Here is a 16840-nt window from a genome sequence, read left to right as displayed (position 1 = left end):
CTTTCGTCAGCCCGGCGTGCTCGCCTGCTGGGGGCGGTCGTCACGGACGTGCACGAGCATGTCGCCGGTCTCGATCACCGCGCCGGCCCGATCGCTGAGCGTGACCACCTTGCCCCGGCGGACCAGCGCGATGACCAGGGAGTCCAGCTCGCGCGGCGAACGGCCCACCTCGCTGCGCTCGGCCGAGCGCATGGCCAGCGCCATGCCCTGGCCCGGGGTGAGCAGGTCCTCCACCACGTCGATCAGCGGCGGCGCGGAGGTCGACAGGCCGAGCAGCCGCCCCGCCGTGGCGGACGAGACGATCACGTGGTGGGCGCCGCTCTGCTTCAACAGGGGCGCGTTCTCGGCCTCCCGAACCGCGGCGATGATCCGCACCTGACCGGCGGTGAGCTGCCTGACGGTGAGTGCCACCAGGACCGACGCGTCGTCGCTGTCGGTCGCGATGATCACCGACTTGGCGTTCTTCACGTGCGCCTCGATCAGCACCGACGAACGCGTCGCCGAACCCTCGATCGCGACCAACCCGGCCGAGGTGGCCTGCCGCAGGGCGGTCGGGCTGCGCTCGACCACCACGATCCGGGACCTGTCCAGGCCGTTCTCCAACAGCGCCGAGACGGCGCTGCGGCCCTTGGTGCCGTAGCCGCAGATGATGACGTGGTCCTTCACGCTTCTCCTCCACCGCGACAGGCGCCGGCCGGTCCGGTACTGCTCGGTCAGGACTTCCAGGGTGGTGCCGACCAGGATGATCAGGAAGATCACCCGGGCGGGGGTGACGAACAGGACGTTGACCAGCCGCGCGGACGGCGCGGCCGGGGTGATGTCGCCGTAGCCGGTGGTGGAGAGGGAGACCACCGCGTAATAGAAGCAGTCGAGGAGGGTGAGGCCGTCCTCGTTGACGTCGCGGTAACCGTCCCGGTCGAGATAGACCGCGGCGACCACGGCGAGGACCAGGCCCAGTGCGGCGGCGAGGCGCAGGCTCAACGCGCTCAGCGGGCCCCGTCGTTGCGCGGGAAAATGGATCACCGTCGAACCTGCTCCGCCTCCGTCGCCTGCACGTGCACAACATAGCCGGTACGCGGGGATCCGCACCCCGGGGTGCCACCGGGACGCCTCCGGCCGCATTGACTCGCCGGACCGGGGCTGCCGGGCGGCCCCGCACCGGGCATGATGGGGCTGTCTGCGGAGAGACGACCGGGGGTGAGGCCGCATGTCTTTGCTGCGACGGGTCATCGGCGGGGTGCTCCGCCGGATCAGGACGAGACAGGGCCGCACCCTGCGTGAGGTCGCCCAGGCGGCCGGCGTGTCGCTGCCCTACCTGTCCGAGGTCGAGCGGGGCCGCAAGGAGGCGTCGTCGGAGGTGCTCGCGGCGATCTGCCGGGCCCTCGGCATCCGCCTGTCCGACTTGTTGGAGGAGGCCCGGGACGACCTGCGCCGAGTCGAGCCGCGCACCCCGGTGGGTCCCCGGGCTGCCGTGGCGGCGCACGCCGTCGCGCTGCCGCTGCCCCGGTCCGGCGACCGGATGGCCCGGCTGGAGCGGCCTGGTGACCGGCTGACCGGCGCCCGGCGGGGGGCCGACGTGCACCGGGCGCTGCGCGGTACGCCGCTCGCCGTCGGTCCGCGTACCGCCGGGTTGGTGCGCTGCGGGCGGGCCCCGGCGGGCCTGCGGCGGCCGGTGACCGTCTAGGGACGTCGCCCGACCGCGTCGCCCGACCGCATCGCCCGGCTGCCGGTGCCCCGCCCGGTTCTGCCGTCGGCGAATCTGCCAGCGGCAGAAGCGTTGGGGTCGCCGCCTCCGGCGGGCGCACGCTGGACGGGCCGGTCCCCGGGGCGGTCGAAATCGCCCACCGGCGCGGCGGAGGTCGACATGATCAGGTACGACGTACGGATGCTGGACGGCGGGCAGCCGGCCTTCGGCGACCAGGTGTTCCAACGGTTGCTGCGGGAGCGGATCGTCTTCCTCGGCACCGAGGTCACGGACGAGTCCGCCAACCAGATCTGTGCGCAGCTCCTGCTGCTGGCCGCAGAGGACAGCGAGCGGGACATCCACCTCTACATCAACTCACCGGGCGGCTCGGTCAGCGCCGGCATGGCCGTGTACGACACGATGCGGTACATCCGCAACGACGTGGCCACCCTGGCGCTCGGCTTCGCCGGCTCGATGGGGCAGTTCCTGCTCTGCGGGGGGACGGCCGGGAAGCGGTACGCGCTGCCGCACTCGCGGATCATGATGCACCAGCCGTCCGGCGGGATGGGTGGCACGGCCGCCGACATCACCATCCAGGCGGAGAACATGCTGCACGTCAAGCGCACCATGCAGGAGCTGATCGCCCGACACAGCGGGCGGAGCCTGGACGAGATCCAGCAGGACTGGGACCGGGACCGGTGGTTCACCGCGGAGCAGGCCCGCGAGTACGGCCTGATCGACAAGGTGCTCACCCGGGTCGACCAACTCTCGGCGTGACGGCCCCGGCGGCGGGCCGGCACGGGGCGGCTCGGCGTGCACCTTGCGGGCCGGGGCGGCCCGGTCGGTGGTCACCGATGGGCCGGCGGGCGCGCCCCTCGGCCGTGTCCGACGCGTATCTGAAGCCGCGTCCGGGCGGACCCGGTCACCGGGTCCGCCCGGACGCTCGTCCGGTCAGGGGTAGCTGACCACCGGGCTGGTGCCGAACGTGCCGACGACCGGGGTGCCGGCGTCGTTGACCGTACGTTCGATGCCGCCGCTGCCGTCGAGGAAGACGGTGATCATGTCGTGGAACCGCACGCCCGGCCGGCGGGGCGTCTCGATCGCCCGGTCCGCCCGGATGTCGACCCCCTGGTTGAAGTACGAATACACGCCGAGCCCCCACGCCTCGTGTCGGCGCACCGAGTCGGCGATCTTGTACGACGCCCAGCCGCGACCGGTCGGGCTGGCCCAGGCGGCCTGGCCCGGCGGGTCGTAGGGCAGTTCGCTCTGGTAGAAGACGGTCCGGCCGCGCTCGCCGGTCCACACCGTCTGGTACCGCTGGTAGTGCTCGACGAAGAGCCCGTACGCCGTCACGTCGTCGCCGGTGACCAGCACGCCGGTGTCGGCGGTGTTCGCCGTCCAGCCGATGCCGTTGCCGTGGTCGCCGCGCCAGGCCCAGATGTTGTCGAGCAGGGTGTCGTCGCTGTGCACGGCGAGGCTGGTCCGGGCCCGGCCGACCCAGGGGCCGCCGATGCGGAAGAAGACGTCCTGCAGCGAGGTCGGGTTCGCGGCGTGGTCCCGGCGGCCGTCGCGCCGGCCGACCTCGACGAGCACGGCGGACTCGCGCTGGCCGGCGTCGACCAGCAGCCCGGCGACGCGTACCCCGTCGACGTCGGCGACCCGCAGCGCGGCGTCGCCGGTGGTCGGGGCGAGACTCGGCATGCCGAGTCCGAGTACGACGGTGCCCGGCCGGGTGACCCGCAACGCCTGGTCCAGCCGGTACACGCCCGGGGTGAGCAGCAGGTGCCGCCCCCGCGCCAGCTCCCGGTTGATCCGCTGGGCGCTGTCGGTGGGCCGGGCGACGAAGAAGTCGCGCAGCGACAGCGAGGGGGTCGGTTGGCCGCCGGCCGCCCAGGTGATGCCGGCGGTGTCGTGCCGCAGGCCCGGTACGGCCACCCGCCACCGGTCGTTGCCGTCGACGAACAGGTACGGCTTCTCCCGGGTGACCGGGCTGGTCGGGAGCGTGGTGTACGGGGGGTCGGGGAAGCTCTGGGCGGGTGCCCCGGTCACGCCGGAGAAGACCTGGTTCCAGACCCCGTTGCTCCATTCGCCGCCGAGCTCGCTGTCCCGGGTCAGCCACTGCTGCTGCGAGCCGTTGATGGTGGTTCCGTCGACCTTCGAGTCGGCGATGTAACCGCCGCTGGAGTACCCGCCGTTGCCCGGTTCGAGCCAGAGGGTGCCGCGCACGTGCACGCGGCGCATCGGGGACGCCTGGGAGACCGCCCACTGGTTCGACCAGTCGGTGGGGGTGACGGAGAGGTTCTCCGCCGAGCGCCAGAAGTTGGTCAGCGCGGAGATGCCGGCCGGCGAGTTCGGGTCGGGCTGTCCGACGACCCGGACCGCCCCGTGGATGTCGACGTCGTCCGGGGAGCGGCCGAGGCCGGCCACGGTGGTGTAGTAGCCGAGCTTCGCGTCGACGTCGTACCGGCCGGGCTTGAACAGCACCGCGTGCCGGTCGGTGCCCATCTCGTTGCGTTCCTGCTTCGTGAAGATCGCGTCGAGGGTGGCCTGGATCTCGGCGGTCGGGGTGGACGGGTCGTAGACGTGCACGTACGGGCCGAGGTCCGGGTCGCGGTCGTCGGGGTGGCCGGGATGGGCCAGGGCGGACGCCGGGGCGAGACCGGCGGCGGCGAGGGAGACGGTGGTGGTGGCCAAGGCCAGGAGGTGGCGGCGGGTGCGAGGTGTCATCGGCCTGCCTGTCGGGTGGCGGTGGGGGCCGGGCGGGCGACCGTGAGAGCGCTCTCTCAATCCGCCGTCCGGCATCCCTTCACGATTTGGGGGATCGCCATGTTTCTACCCCCTCCCGCCCGGACGCGCCAGCCCCCGCAGCCGGCGAGGATCAGTGGGCGTCCAACGGGAAGCGATGGGAAGAGCGCCCTGTTGGTACCCAACGAGGATCATCGACACCTTCGAGGAGTTCACCATGTCCATCGTCGTCACCGGCGCCACCGGCCACCTCGGCCGCCTGATCGTCGAGTCGCTGCTGCGTCGGGGCGTACCGGCCGGGGAGATCGTGGCGCTCGGCCGGGACACCGGCAAGCTCGCGGACCTCGCCGGACGCGGGGTGGTCACCCGGCGGGCCGACTACACCGACCCCGCATCGCTGCGCGCCGCGTTCGCCGGGGCCGAGAAGCTGATGTTCGTCTCCGGCAGCGAGGTCGGGCAGCGGGAGACCCAGCACCGCAACGTCGTCGCCGCCGCCCGCGAGGCCGGCGTGGGGCTGGTCGTCTACACCAGCGTCGCCAACGCCGACCGGTCCAGCCTGATCCTCGCCGGGGAGCACCTGGCCACCGAGCGGGAGATCGCCGCCGCCGGCCTGCCGTACGTGATCCTGCGCAACGGCTGGTACCTGGAGAACTACACCGACCAGCTCCCGACGTACCTCCGGTACGGGGTGACCGGCGCGGCGGGCGACGGCCGGGTCAGCGCCGCCACCCGCGCGGACTACGCCGAGGCCGCCGCCGCGGCGCTCACCGGCGCCGGCGAGGCCGGCCGGGTGTACGAACTCGGCGGCGAGGCGTTCACCCTCACCGAGCTGGCCGAGGAGCTGTCCCGGCAGACCGGCCGCACCGTCGGCTACACCGACCTGCCGGCAAAGAAGTACGCCGAGGTGCTGGCCGGCGCGGGCGTCCCCCCGAGGTTCGCCACCCTCCTCGCCGACAGCGACCGGGGCCTGTCCCAGGGCGACCTGTACGTCGAGGGCGACGACCTGGCGAAGCTGATCGGCCGCCGGCCGACCACCCTCGCCGAGGCGCTGCGCGCGGCGCTCTGAGCCCTTCTTTGATTCGTTTGCCGGCGTCCGTCGCCCCGCCCCGCGCCCTGTCGGTGCGGGGCGGGGCGACGGACGGCTCAGGACGTGACCCGCTCCACCGGGATCCACAGCTCGGCGTCGGCCCGCGTGCCGTCCGCCGAGACCCGGGCCTGAAGGATCTCCGGGCCCGGCCGACTGCGGTACGGGTTGGCCGGGAACCACTCGGTGAAGACGTCCCGCCAGATGTTCTGGAGGGTCTGCGGGAACTCGCCCGAGCTGGAGAAGACCGCCCAGGTGCCGGCGGGCACCGGCATGGCGTCCAGGCCCTCCGGCGGGGTGACGCCGGTGACCACGCCGTGCCAGTAGTCCAGCTCGGCGCCCTCCTCCCGGTTGTCCCCCAGCTTGTCGCTGACGTTGACGATCCCGCGCGGCTCCTGGTCGGAGAGGGCCTCGATCCGCTCGACCGTCCCGGCGTCGATGCTCTTGACGAACGCGACGATGGCCGGGTTCATCCCCTCGTGCACGAGGGGGACGCTGGCCTTCCGCCCGACCAGGTGGAAGGCGTCCTTCTCGGTGACGCGGTAACGCATGCTGGTGCTCCCTTCGACGATGAGGCGGAAGGACATCCGGGGCTGGGACCGCAGCACCGCGCCCGTCCGCCGGGCCTCGCCCGGGCCGACCCCGTGCACCGCCTGGAACGCCCGGCCGAACGCCTCGGCCGAGCCGTAGCCGTACCGGACCGCGATGTCGAGCAGCGTCGACTCCCCCGCGAGCACCTCGGCGGCTGCGACCGTGAGCCGTCGACGCCGGACGTACTCGGAGAGCGGCATGCCGGCCAGCGCGGAGAACATCCGCCGGAAGTGATACTCCGACGTGACGGCGATCCGTGCCATCTCGGCCATTTCGATCCGCTGGTCGAGATGCCGCTCGACGTACGTCATCGCCTCGTTCAGCCGGTCCAGCACCCGGATCTCCCTCTCTGATGCCCACCACGCTAGGAAGGACGACCCCGGCCGGACCCGACATCCTGTGCCCGATCCGGTCGGGCCGTGGGGTCAGCGCTGCCAGCGCACGACGCCGCCGACCACGGTGAGCGCCACCGTGAGGTCACGCAGGTCCGCAGGCTCGACCTGGTACGGGTCGGCGGGCAGCGCGATGAAGTCGGCGAGCATGCCGGGGCTGAGTCGCCCCTTCAGGTGCTCCTCGTAGGAGGCGTACGCGCCGGCGACGGTGAACCCCCGCAGCGCCGCGTCGAGGCTGAGCCGCTCGTGCGGGTCCACGCCTCCCGGCGGGTTGCCGTCGGGCTGCTGCCGGGTCACCGCGGCGTGGATTCCGTAGAACGGGTCCGGGTCCTCGACCGGCGCGTCCGAGCCGAACGCCACCGTCGCGCCGGCGTCCAGCAGGCTCCGCCAGGCGTACGAGGCGAGGTCCCGGCCGGCGAGCATCCTGCTGGTCAGGGGGATGTCGCTGGTGCAGTGGGTCGGCTGCATCGAGGCGATCACGCCCAGCCGGGCGAGCAGCGGCACGTCCTCCGGCCGAAGATGCTGGGTGTGTTCGATCCGGTGCCGCAGCCGCCGTACCGCCCCGGCGACGGTCGGGTCGGTGCGCGCCGACTCCTGCCAGCGGGCGTACGCCCGCAGCACCATCCGGTTCGCCGCGTCGCCGATGGCGTGTGCCGCCACGGCGATGCCGGCCCCGGCCGCCTTCGCCACCAGCCGCTCGAACTCCTCCGCCGGGGTGACCGCGATGCCGTGGTTGTCCGGCTCGCCGTCGTACGGTTCGCTCATCAGGCAGGTATGCGAGCCGAGCGCCCCGTCGGTGAAGATCTTCACCGGTCCCGTACGCAGCCACCGGTCCCCGTCGCCAGTCGCCCAGCCCAGGTCGATCACCTCGTCCAACGCGGTCGACGGGATCGACTTGTGCACCCGCAGCGGCAGTTCGCCCCGGGCGTACAGGGTCTCGTAGGCGGCCCGGCAGTCCTGCCCGTCGAGGTCGTGGATGCTGGTGAGGCCGACGGCGAGCAACCGGGGCAGGTGGGTGCGCAACTGCTCGACCATGTCCCCGGCGACGGAGGAGCGCAAGATGTCGTAGGCCGCGTCCCCCGCCGCCTCCCGCAGGATGCCGGTCGGCTCGCCGCGTTCGTCGCGGGCGATCTGCCCACCGACCGGGTCGGGGGTGTCGGCGTCGATGCCGAGCCGCCGCAGGGCGGCGCTGTTGACCCAGGTGGTGTGCCCGTCGATGCTGGGCAGCACGGCGGGACGGTCCGGGCAGACCCGGTCGAGATCGGCCCGGGTCGGCTGTACCGGCCGGGCCCACTTGTGGCTGTCCCAGCGTCCGCCGAAGAGCCAGGCGTCGGGCGGCAGGGTGGCGGCGTGCCGCCCGATCCGGGTCAACGCCTCGTCGAGGCTGGCGGTGCCGCGCAGGTCCACCTGCTCCAGGCCGCGCACGTACAGCGCGGAGTGGATGTGACTGTCGATCATTCCGGGCAGTACGGTCATCCCCGCGAGGTCCACCCGACGCGCTCCACCGCCGGCCCGGTCCCGGCACTCGTCGCGGTTTCCGACGGCGACGATCCGCTCGCCGCGCACCAGCATGGCCTCGGCGCGCGGCCGGGCGGGGTCGAGCGTGTGGATCCGGGCGTTCTCGAAAACCGTACCGGTCATGGGGCTGCCTGCTTCGACGGTTGGACAGGGGCCAACCATGCTAGAGGACGGGCTCCCCGACGCGAGGCACCGTCCGCAGAGTGCCGCATGTCGCCGGCGGTGCCCGGTCCAACCGCTGAGACTGTGGACGACTGTCGAATTGGTTGCGGTCGCCCCGCAGGTGTTGTCGCGCAGAGCTACGGGGGTGACGTGCCGCAGTTGTCGATGCATGGGCGGCATCGAGAGGTCGGTTGCGGAACGCCTCGACCTGTACGCGGGTGTCCCGCTCCCGCACCTGTTGCGGGCGTTGACCCGCTCATCGCTGCGCTGCCCGTGGCCCAGCGCCGCATATCGCCTCTGCCGCGGCGGACATCACCGCCTGCGCGAACGCCTTGATCATCGCCTGCAACATGACCGGCGACACGCCCTCGATCCGCTCGCGCAGCAGGTCAACAGGGTTCGAACTTTCAGCTGCGGCCCATCGCGTTCCTCTTCCTTCCCTGGCTCGGTCGTCTTGAAGGACCACGCGATGACCGTCTCCCATCTGCGCAATACGCCCATCGCGGGCAAGCCGCACATCACTCCCGTGGACGCAGTCTGCGTCATGTGCAGATGTGTCAGTAGCCCGTGCGGCGAGCCGGTGACGCGGTGGGGTGTGCCGGCGTTCCCGTGCAGGCCGGAGCCGGGATCGGCAAGGAGGGACGGCTCGCGGATTCCACGGAAAGATGTTATCAATTGGATCACTGGGCCGGAACTGAGTCACGGGTCAGGGAACAGTCGCACAGCGTGACAGAAAGAGCGCCGTGGAACAACAAGAAGAAGTAACCGACTTTTACGACAGCCTCGCGCCGGACTACGAACTTCTGTATTCGGACTGGGAAGATCATACGCGTGACGAGGCCGGCAGGCTCGACGTCATTCTTCGATCCGTGCTGCCGTTCCCGGCCCGCCGGATACTTGACTGCGCGTGTGGTATCGGAACGCAGGCTGTCGGACTCGCCGGTCTGGGCTATGCCGTCACCGGAACCGACCTTAGCGAGACGGCCGTGGCCCGGGCGGGCAAGAATTCCGAGCGCCTCGGGACGCAGATCCAGTTCCGGCAAGCGGACTTCCGCCACCTGGAAGAGGTTGTGCCGGCTGATTACGACGCTGTGTTGGCGCTTGAAAACGCGATCTCGCACCTGCTCGAACCAGAGGACATCCTGCAGGCCTTCTCGTCAATGCGTAGCCGACTCCGACCTGGCGGAGTAACGCTGGTCAGCACGCGTGACTACGATTCCGACCGCGCGGCCAAAATCACCGGGACGGCACCAAGGATCATGGACGACGGCAATCGCCTTGCCTTCCAGGCGTGGGAATGGCAGTCGACGGACGTGTACCGGCTCCGCTACTTCCTGATGTCACGCCAGCCGGAGGCGCAGTGGACGGTCAAGGAGCGGTTGGTCCGCTACCGGGCCTGGCCTCGTGCTGAACTGCTGTCGCTGGCACAGGCGGCCGGGTTCGTCGAATGCCGGTGGCTGTCACCGAGTGAGTCGGGATACCGCCAACAACTGCTCCTCGGTTACAACCCGGTAAGTTGACTGTCGAGAGAGGAGACGGCCTGATGGCACAGGCACCGGTGTCGCGGGAGTTCGAGCAGGTGTACGCGTACTTCGGCCATCACAAGTGCGCAAGCCTCTGGATCCGGCGCGTCTTCGAGGAACTAAGCGCCGGATTGGGGCTCAAGTACGTCGCCTACAGTTCATGGCTGGTCTTCGACCCCGATGAAAAACCGATCGACCAGCTTTACGCTGCGGATTCTTTGACCGCAGGGCTCAGTCTCGGTGCCCGGTTCTTCGCGTTCACCGACGCGCATCCGCGCCACGTGGATCTCTTCCCACCGGGCACGCGATCGTTCCACGTGGTACGGGATCCCCGCGACATCGTGGTTTCCGCCTATTTCTCGCACCTTCTCTCACACGACATCGACGATTTTCCGTCCCTGGCCCGGCACCGTCAACAGCTCGCCGGGATATCCAAGGAACAGGGCCTCTATGCCGTGATGGACTACCTCGAACCGATGTTCGACGACCTCCGGCAGTGGTCGCAGCGACCCGACGTTCTCGAGGTGAAACTGGAAGACCTGATGGCGGACGAGGTCGGCGGGTTCACCGGGATCCTTCGTTTCCTCGGGCTCATGCCGCAGGTCGGCGCGGAAAGGCTCGCAGAAGTACTGGACGCGAACAGCTTCTCCCGGATGAGCGGCGGCCGGACGCCGGGTGTCCCCGACGACGGCAGCCACTTCCGGAAGGGAGTCGCTGGAGACTGGCGGAACCACCTTACCGATGACCACCTCAGCTACTTCCTCGCTCGGCACGCCGACGTACTGGCCAAGTACTCATATCTCTGAGGCCGCCCCCTTGATGCACGTAACCGACGACGCTGGCGTTCGGCTCAGTTTGACCTACGACCTCGTGCACGGTCGGCGGGACGCCGGATAACGACCTCGTGCACGATTAGGTAGCGCCGCGTGAAACTGATCCGCGACGAATCGAAACGGCCGAGACAACGGTGGACAGAGGTGCCTGGCCGTCCACCGGCGTACGCCTCACCGCCCCCCCTGCTCCCTGCCTCCGGGCCCGGGGGCAGGGGGCGGCCTGGTGGCTCGCCGCGCGAGACCGGACCGCGATACCCGGTGGCAAGCCGCGTAGCGGCGCAGCAGCGATCGCCCGGGCCTCGGCGGCGACCGGTCACCCTCGCGATCGTCACGGCAACCGAAGATCGTGCGGTCGCCGTGGCCCGACGGGCCCCACCAGCGACCTTGCGCACATCCGGCGCAGGGTCTACGTGTACGCAGCCGGGTGGGACGGCGAGTCGCCGTTCACCCCCTTCTACCACCGGCTGCGCGCGGAGCCCTCCTGGACGACGTACGCGCTGGACAGTCGGCACAACCTCATGCGGGACGCGCCGAAGGACCTGTTGAAGATCCTGCGAGAGGTCGTTGAACCGCACTGATCATTGAGGACCCGGACGGCCCCGCTGAGGAGCGGGTCGCCGCCCGGCCCGCCACGTCATGCGGACCTTGACGGCTCGTACGGACGTCGGCGCGACCGCCGCCAGCTCGCGGACGCCGCCGGCGTCCTTCCCGCCACGCGATCGTTCTCTGCTGACCCGATGCGTCCGGAATGCCCGGTCAGCGGCGGTTCCGCACTACCTGATCATGACTACTGCTGACCGCATGGGGCAAAAACAGGCGACCTGCGCTACCCGCTCAGGAGTCCTTCGCCCGCCGGCCGCCGATCCCGTCGCCCACCTGTCTACGCGGGTGCCGCTTGAACCACGCTACGATCTCCGACTCCCGGGGCTTCGCCCACCACGGGGCCTTACCCACGTAGTCGTCTGGCGCCGGGAACGGGTCCGAGACATACTTCCCCGCCTCCACCTTGCCGCTCTTGCGGCGGATTTCCGCCCGGGACTCGAACAGGTGCTGAGAGATCGTCTCCTTGCGCATCGACTCGACGCCCTGCACGCGTGCGCCAATCTCGGCAAGGTCGGCGACGGTGTAGAACGGCCGGTCCGGCATCTCGGCTCCCTCGGGGAGCTCGACAGCGACGTCGACCGAACCATACTCGGTAATGGTGTTCACGGTTGGCACCTCCTAACTGGTTTTGGCACTCGTCACGTACCGGCTGGGATACGTCCGGCCGGTGCGTAGAGCTAGCCGGGTGCTGGGCGGTAGGGACAGCGGCGGTCGCCGGGGCCCGAGCCGTTGTCGACGTTCACCACCGGTAGACGGTGTTCCGGTCTCTCTTCCTTCTCTGAGTTCGTCGTAGTAAAGGATCAGCGCGAAGGCCGTCTCTCATCTAATCAACACGCCCAATGAGGGGCACGTCGTACACCCCTTCCCTGGACGCAACCTTCGGCGCCAGCCGGTACGGCTGCCTGCCGCGCCGCTGCCGGGGGCGTCGCTGCCGGGGGCGTCGCTGCCTGCCGCTCGCGGATGGCGTACTCGCTGCGGACGCCCGCGATTCGTCCGGCGTCGGCTGACCTGCCCAGCCAAAAAATGATCATTGCACGCACTCTGCACGGCAGGCGTGGATGCCTGACGGCCGGCGGTGACGTGCGGCGTCTGAACGTCAGAGGTGCAAGAATGGGCGACGGTCCGAGATGCGGGAAGTGAGCCGTGACGTCGAGTAGCGCCGAGCAGATGCCCGAGTGGCCGACCGCTGAGCACGTACCGGCTGAGGAACTGGCGCGTCGTCAGGGCATCCGGCCAGCTGCCTCCGTCGACGACCTGGCCCGGCCCGACCTCTTCGAGTCGGACGACGAGTTGGACGACTTCCTCGCCGAACTCTGCGCCTCCCGCCGAGCTGGCGCCGCGTGAGCCAGGTAATCCCCAACACCGACGAGCCGTCCTGGACACCAACTTTGAACATCGCGAGGCAGTTGGCACGGGAGCTGGTAGGGGTGGCGACTGTGGAGATCGTCGGCATCAAGGGCGGGATATCGGTCGACGTCACACCACGTAACCCCGATGCTCATGCCTTCGGATGGACGGACTTCTCCGACCAACTCATCCTGCAGGTCGGCGACTACGGCGGCCGATGGGAACTGGGAGCCGGCCCCGAAGACGTCGCCCTACTCGAAGACATCGCTCGCTCAGTGATCGCCGGCAGGGTTCGGCAGGTGCTCGCTCCGGGTCGATCGGCCATTTCGGTCATGCGCGCCGATGGAACCGTGGAGACCGAGGTCGGGGGCGAAGCGCCGGCTGGTTGCCTGCCACTGCCCTTCTGGCGGCGTTGGTCCCACAGCATCCAGTACGCCCCGTACAGGTAATCCGGTTGAGGATCAGTTTGGAAGATCGAAATCCGCTGACCCTGTCAGTCTGAAGTGCCTGCTCGGCGGCGAAATCGCGGTGCCCGGTGGTGCCCGTTGAGGACCGCCCACGACACCGACTTCAGGCACGCGGATGGCACGCGGATGGCACGCGCTTGGATCCGGCGCGGCTGGCCGGCGCGTCGTACGGCTTTCCCCCGGCCTCGGCTTTCCCCCGGCCTGTGGGCCGGGGGCGGTTTCGCGTACCGCGCCGGCTTACCGCGCCTGGACCACGTACTCAGGTGGCAAGCCGCGAAGCGGCGCGGCAGCGATCGCCCTGACCTCGACGGCGGCCAGCCACCCTCGCAATCGTCACGGCCTGGCGGTGGCCGTGTACGGCTGGCAGGATGTCGTCATGAATGCCATTCGAAGGGGTCATGCCGCGTAATAGACCGGCATCGCTTCGGTTGCGGGAGCGGACCTGGCGCCGACCGTGGGTGCGTTATCGCAGCACTCCCGGGCTGTCCGGAGCAACCAACGCGGCTATTCGGCAGCTTGAAGGCGTGCGACTGATGCCAGGGGTCGTGGCTGCGGCAATCAACGTTTGGTCCGTGCACGTACGTGGGATCCGACGTCCATGGAAGCAGTGGGAGGCCGAGTTCACCTGTTCCTGCTGCGGCGCGGGCTGGGCTCGCGACATGCTGGAAGACGTCGTGACGATGCTCCCACCGCGCGCCGGGAGTGAGGTGCGTTCCCTCGTTGATGCCTTGGACGCCGTCCTGCTGCGCCGAAGCCTTCACGATCCGCAGACGTCGCCCGAACTACCGTGGTGGCACCGCCGATGCTGACCAGCCGAACGATCGGCCCGCCGCGCCGGCCGATGCCGGCAGGAGGCCGCCAGCAGGCCGAGTGCGGCGGGCGGGCCGCGTTTGCGCGGCCCCTCGATCCTAAAGAGAGCGTCTCGGCAGTTGCTGTATTGAAGCGGGTGTTGAAGCGAAGCTGAAGGGTCTGCTGCACGCCGGGGTGTCGCTCTGGCTCAACGCCGGGCTGCCGGCGCCCGAGGTCGCGCAACGGGCCGGGCACTCGGTGGATGTGCTGCTCAAGGTGTATGCGAAGTGCCTCGACGGGGACCGCAGCCGAATGAACGAGCGGATCGAGGCGGCGTCCAGCCAGTGATGCCGCACAGTTCTCGAAACTCGGTGAGCCACCCGCGCACCTGTGCATCGTCATGCAGGTACGGCTCATCCGGTCCGTGGCGTAGGTCGATGCCGGCGAGAATTCCGAGCGCCCACCACACCGCCTCGTCGACCTCGACGCCTTCCAGGTCGCGCATGATTCGGGTAGCCCAGCGGTCCACCTCGTCACGCGACTGGCGGCCGGAGAGAATGGCGGCGAACCGCGCCTCCAGGTCGGCGTGGCTGGGCGGGATCGGCTGCGGGGTCGTCACGGGCGCGATCCTGTCAGACCGACCTCCGCTGCTGCTCGTCGAGACGGCTCTGACCTGCCCGAACAAGCTTCCGCAAGCGTCCAAGATCATTGCACGTATTTTGCACGGAGGGCTGCAAACGGCGGCTACGGGTGGCAGCCGGCTGCAGAGGTCGGCCGATCGACGCGGTGACGTATCCGCTGGTCAGATAGCATCTTTGCTGATCTTTGAGGTGCCCCCGGCAGGATTCGAACCTGCGACACACGGTTTAGGAATGGAGTACGGCTCAGTCCGCGTGCGGCCTTCTGACCTGCTGCAACGGTTCACGCTCGACAGCTTCCGCTCAAGATCAGTCCGTGAATAATCCGTGGCTGTGCGCATCCTCGGTGAGGCCCTGGCTACGGCCTCGCTGGCTTTCGGCAGTGGTGTCGATGGCGCCCAGCCAACCCTTGAACGACAAGTACTGCTGGAGCTTGTCCGGTATCGGTCCCTGAGTAAGGAACCACTCGTCCCCCAAGGACGCGATAACTAGATCCGACTGATCGAAGCGCAGCACGACTCCACCGACATCCGGCGGGTTGCAGTATCCCTGGATGAGCCCGACATTAATAAGGCGTTGTCCGATCACTCCGCCCAACAGGTCCGAGGGCTGGACTGGTCCAACCACCGTGCTTCCGAACTCCTGCATGTCGTAGGACGGGTAAGGCTCCTCGACTTCCAGGTCAAGCCGTTCGCCACAGCCGTGAGCCATGACGGGTGGCTGCCCCTCGAAGTGCAGCCAGAAGTGGACCAGGCCCTCAGTGCCCGTCACCGAACCATCGTCAACCCAGGACCGCGCTTCAGTCACAGCAAGCAGGCGTCGGCCCAGGAGCGGGCGAAGGACAGCGGTAGCAGTTGCGGAGTCCTCCATGAGGGAACCGTAGCAACGACGGCAACCCCAGTATGGTCGCCCTTTCTCGGCTGCCTGGGGCTATCCGTGGTGCCTGGTCATCGGCGGGTGGCGGTGACCGCCCACGGTACGGGCGTCGGGTGCGTCGAGTCCCGCTTGCCTTGACCACGTACTTCGGTGGCAAGTCGCGAAGCGGCGCGGCAGCGATTGCCCCGCCCTCGACGGCGGCCGACCACCCCCGCAATCGTCACGGCCGTTTCATGCGAAGGGCTGTCGAGCCGAACTGCGGCACGATGGACCAATGGTGAACACCGAGGACCCCAGGTCGGCCGCACGCCGGCTCGTCGAGCTGGCACCTAGCCACGTTGGGCGCGCCTCCGGTCGCGAGCCGCTGCGAGAGGTACTTCAGTGGTTGACCCGAGGACGGCTGGGCCAACGCCACGGCTGGCCAGTAGTTCCGGACCTGGGAACCCCGTGGCAGGACACGATTTCTCCTGAGCGCGCCGGCTGGCGCCAACGAGCTGCCAACGTGGATGCCGATGGCAAACGAGACTTTGCATTTGCGGTCGGCTACCGCATCTGCGAGAAGTGCCGTCTCGGCTGGGTCGAGCATCCATACACGGCTCCGCAGTACCAGCGATGCGGGCTGGCTACGGCTGGCTTGGTGGCGTTGCGCGCGGAGAATCCCGGCGTTGCATGGCACACCCTCGGCGGACACTTCGCCGACTCTGAGCCCTTCTGGACGAACGTGGGGAAGAACGCGGACGGTGGCTACCAGCAGAGGTCCTTGTGTCCCCACATCACCGCCGGATGATGCAACCGCGCACCGAGCCTGTTGTCGTCGATCCGGATCACTGGAGTCTTGGCGGCGAGCGAAAGGCTCTGCAGGTCGCCACGCTCACGAATGCTCTGGCCCGGCCGCGTCGGCCGATGCCGGCCGGAGGCCGCCAGCAGGCCGAGCGCGGCCGGGCATGCGCCGCGCTTGCGCGGCGCCTTGATCCTTATGAGAACGTTTCGGCAGTGCTACCGCTTCCAGGCTGTCGGCCGACGACTCACGTACAGGCACCGCCCACCAGGATCCCGCCAGGGCAAGCGAACCGAATCGTCGGCCGCTACGGACGAGTAGCGCACCAAATCAGGGAGCAGTTGGCCGCGGTCGTCCGGTGACCTTCGGAACCGACTCGGATGGAGGGCTGGCATTGCCTTCCCACTGCCACGCCGCTTCCTAACCTCTCGCTTACAAGGCGCTTCCGGCACGAGTCGTAGCGTCTGCTGGCGACTACAGGGCTCGGGTCAGAGGCAGCCGACCGTCCGCCACGTCTGACCATGACCGCCACGGCTGATCAGGTCCCGCCCTCCCATGACCTCAAACGCACGATTGGGGGCATGGCCCTCCGTCCGGGGTGCGCAGACAGGTTCCCGGCGGTTACGGAGGGCACCAGTCCAGGCGGACGTGGCGCCGGCCGACGCTTTCTGGCGTCCAGGGACGGCTTTGGTCTATTTTGAGCCGCCCTCCGGCTGCCTCGCCACCGCCAGTAGCTGGCCCTCTACACCGGACGGTCGTGAACGCCGGACCTTAAGCCAGCAGCGCTCCGAAGCAACCCAAAGGACGGCC

General features: G+C 69.4%; 13 protein-coding genes and 2 pseudogenes. 8 read left to right on the top strand and 7 right to left on the bottom strand.

The window, feature by feature from the left end:
- Window positions 1-6 precede the first annotated feature (6 nt).
- Complete coding sequence (locus ACH4T9_RS01120) at window positions 7-1023, bottom strand: potassium channel family protein (RefSeq protein ID WP_396669189.1); 1017 nt, start codon at window positions 1021-1023, stop codon at window positions 7-9.
- A 184-nt stretch (window positions 1024-1207) separates the two neighbouring features.
- On the opposite strand from ACH4T9_RS01120, the pseudogene ACH4T9_RS01115 reads away from it, so the two are divergent.
- Together ACH4T9_RS01115 and ACH4T9_RS01110 are read left to right on the top strand one after the other, a co-directional pair.
- Window positions 1208-1459: pseudogene (locus tag ACH4T9_RS01115) on the top strand (helix-turn-helix domain-containing protein); the annotation flags it as partial.
- A gap of 405 nt (window positions 1460-1864) precedes the next feature.
- The gene (locus tag ACH4T9_RS01110) at window positions 1865-2461 is read left to right on the top strand and encodes a ClpP family protease (protein WP_387019367.1); all 597 of its coding nucleotides are present in this window, start codon (window positions 1865-1867) and stop codon (window positions 2459-2461) included.
- 174 nt (window positions 2462-2635) lie between these two features.
- Here the strand turns inward: ACH4T9_RS01110 and ACH4T9_RS01105 are convergent, their stop codons facing one another.
- A complete protein-coding gene (locus ACH4T9_RS01105; RefSeq protein ID WP_396669188.1) occupies window positions 2636-4411 on the bottom strand; it encodes an adenylyl cyclase in 1776 nt (591 codons plus the stop codon).
- A gap of 235 nt (window positions 4412-4646) precedes the next feature.
- On the opposite strand from ACH4T9_RS01105, the gene ACH4T9_RS01100 reads away from it, so the two are divergent.
- Entirely contained in the window at window positions 4647-5495 is an 849-nt protein-coding gene (locus ACH4T9_RS01100) for an SDR family oxidoreductase (RefSeq protein ID WP_396669187.1), read from the top strand.
- 77 nt (window positions 5496-5572) lie between these two features.
- On the opposite strand, the gene ACH4T9_RS01095 is transcribed toward ACH4T9_RS01100, so the two are convergent.
- Window positions 5573-6439 carry a helix-turn-helix domain-containing protein gene (locus ACH4T9_RS01095; RefSeq protein ID WP_396669186.1) on the bottom strand — a complete coding sequence of 289 codons (867 nt, stop codon included), beginning with the start codon at window positions 6437-6439 and terminating at the stop codon, window positions 5573-5575.
- Between the two features lie 90 nt (window positions 6440-6529).
- The gene (locus ACH4T9_RS01090; protein WP_396669185.1) at window positions 6530-8137 is read right to left on the bottom strand and encodes an amidohydrolase; all 1608 of its coding nucleotides are present in this window, start codon (window positions 8135-8137) and stop codon (window positions 6530-6532) included.
- A 782-nt stretch (window positions 8138-8919) separates the two neighbouring features.
- On the opposite strand from ACH4T9_RS01090, the gene ACH4T9_RS01085 reads away from it, so the two are divergent.
- The 3 genes from ACH4T9_RS01085 to ACH4T9_RS01075 all read left to right on the top strand — a co-directional run bounded on the left by ACH4T9_RS01085 (window position 8920) and on the right by ACH4T9_RS01075 (window position 11110).
- A complete protein-coding gene (locus tag ACH4T9_RS01085) occupies window positions 8920-9696 on the top strand; it encodes a class I SAM-dependent methyltransferase (RefSeq protein ID WP_396669184.1) in 777 nt (258 codons plus the stop codon).
- Between the two features lie 23 nt (window positions 9697-9719).
- A complete protein-coding gene (locus ACH4T9_RS01080; protein WP_396669183.1) occupies window positions 9720-10505 on the top strand; it encodes a sulfotransferase domain-containing protein in 786 nt (261 codons plus the stop codon).
- A 437-nt stretch (window positions 10506-10942) separates the two neighbouring features.
- Window positions 10943-11110: a hypothetical protein gene (locus ACH4T9_RS01075; protein WP_396669182.1), complete on the top strand. Its 168-nt coding sequence runs from the start codon at window positions 10943-10945 to the stop codon at window positions 11108-11110.
- A 256-nt stretch (window positions 11111-11366) separates the two neighbouring features.
- Here the strand turns inward: ACH4T9_RS01075 and ACH4T9_RS01070 are convergent, their stop codons facing one another.
- Window positions 11367-11741, bottom strand: a complete 375-nt coding sequence (locus ACH4T9_RS01070) for a hypothetical protein (protein WP_396669181.1) — start codon at window positions 11739-11741, stop codon at window positions 11367-11369.
- Window positions 11742-12278: 537 nt separating this feature from the next.
- Here ACH4T9_RS01070 and ACH4T9_RS01065 point away from each other — a divergent pair.
- On the top strand, window positions 12279-12479 hold the full coding sequence (locus tag ACH4T9_RS01065; RefSeq protein ID WP_396669180.1) for a hypothetical protein: 201 nt from the start codon (window positions 12279-12281) through the stop codon (window positions 12477-12479).
- Entirely contained in the window at window positions 12476-12931 is a 456-nt protein-coding gene (locus ACH4T9_RS01060) for a hypothetical protein (RefSeq protein WP_396669179.1), read from the top strand. Before ACH4T9_RS01065 ends, ACH4T9_RS01060 begins: the two co-directional genes overlap by 4 nt.
- A gap of 1153 nt (window positions 12932-14084) precedes the next feature.
- Here the strand turns inward: ACH4T9_RS01060 and ACH4T9_RS01055 are convergent.
- Window positions 14085-14357 (bottom strand): annotated as a pseudogene (locus tag ACH4T9_RS01055) (hypothetical protein); the annotation flags it as partial.
- Between the two features lie 328 nt (window positions 14358-14685).
- Window positions 14686-15147, bottom strand: coding sequence for a hypothetical protein (locus tag ACH4T9_RS01050; RefSeq protein WP_396669178.1), 462 nt, complete (start codon window positions 15145-15147; stop codon window positions 14686-14688).
- Window positions 15148-16840 lie beyond the last annotated feature (1693 nt).

This window comes from Micromonospora sp. NPDC020750 (genome assembly GCF_044334565.1).
Classification (GTDB): domain Bacteria; phylum Actinomycetota; class Actinomycetes; order Mycobacteriales; family Micromonosporaceae; genus Micromonospora.
The sequence above is the reverse complement of the archived record's forward strand: the minus strand, read 5'-3'. Positions and strand labels throughout refer to the sequence as shown.

Bases quoted from the DNA above. Each gene is read 5' to 3' on its own strand.
- ACH4T9_RS01110 (WP_387019367.1), top strand. From the start codon at position 1,865: ATGATCAGGTACGACGTACGGATGCTGGACGGCGGGCAGCCGGCCTTC.
- ACH4T9_RS01105 (WP_396669188.1), bottom strand. From the start codon at position 4,411: ATGACACCTCGCACCCGCCGCCACCTCCTGGCCTTGGCCACCACCACC.
- ACH4T9_RS01100 (WP_396669187.1), top strand. From the start codon at position 4,647: ATGTCCATCGTCGTCACCGGCGCCACCGGCCACCTCGGCCGCCTGATC.
- ACH4T9_RS01090 (WP_396669185.1), bottom strand. From the start codon at position 8,137: ATGACCGGTACGGTTTTCGAGAACGCCCGGATCCACACGCTCGACCCC.
- ACH4T9_RS01080 (WP_396669183.1), top strand. From the start codon at position 9,720: ATGGCACAGGCACCGGTGTCGCGGGAGTTCGAGCAGGTGTACGCGTAC.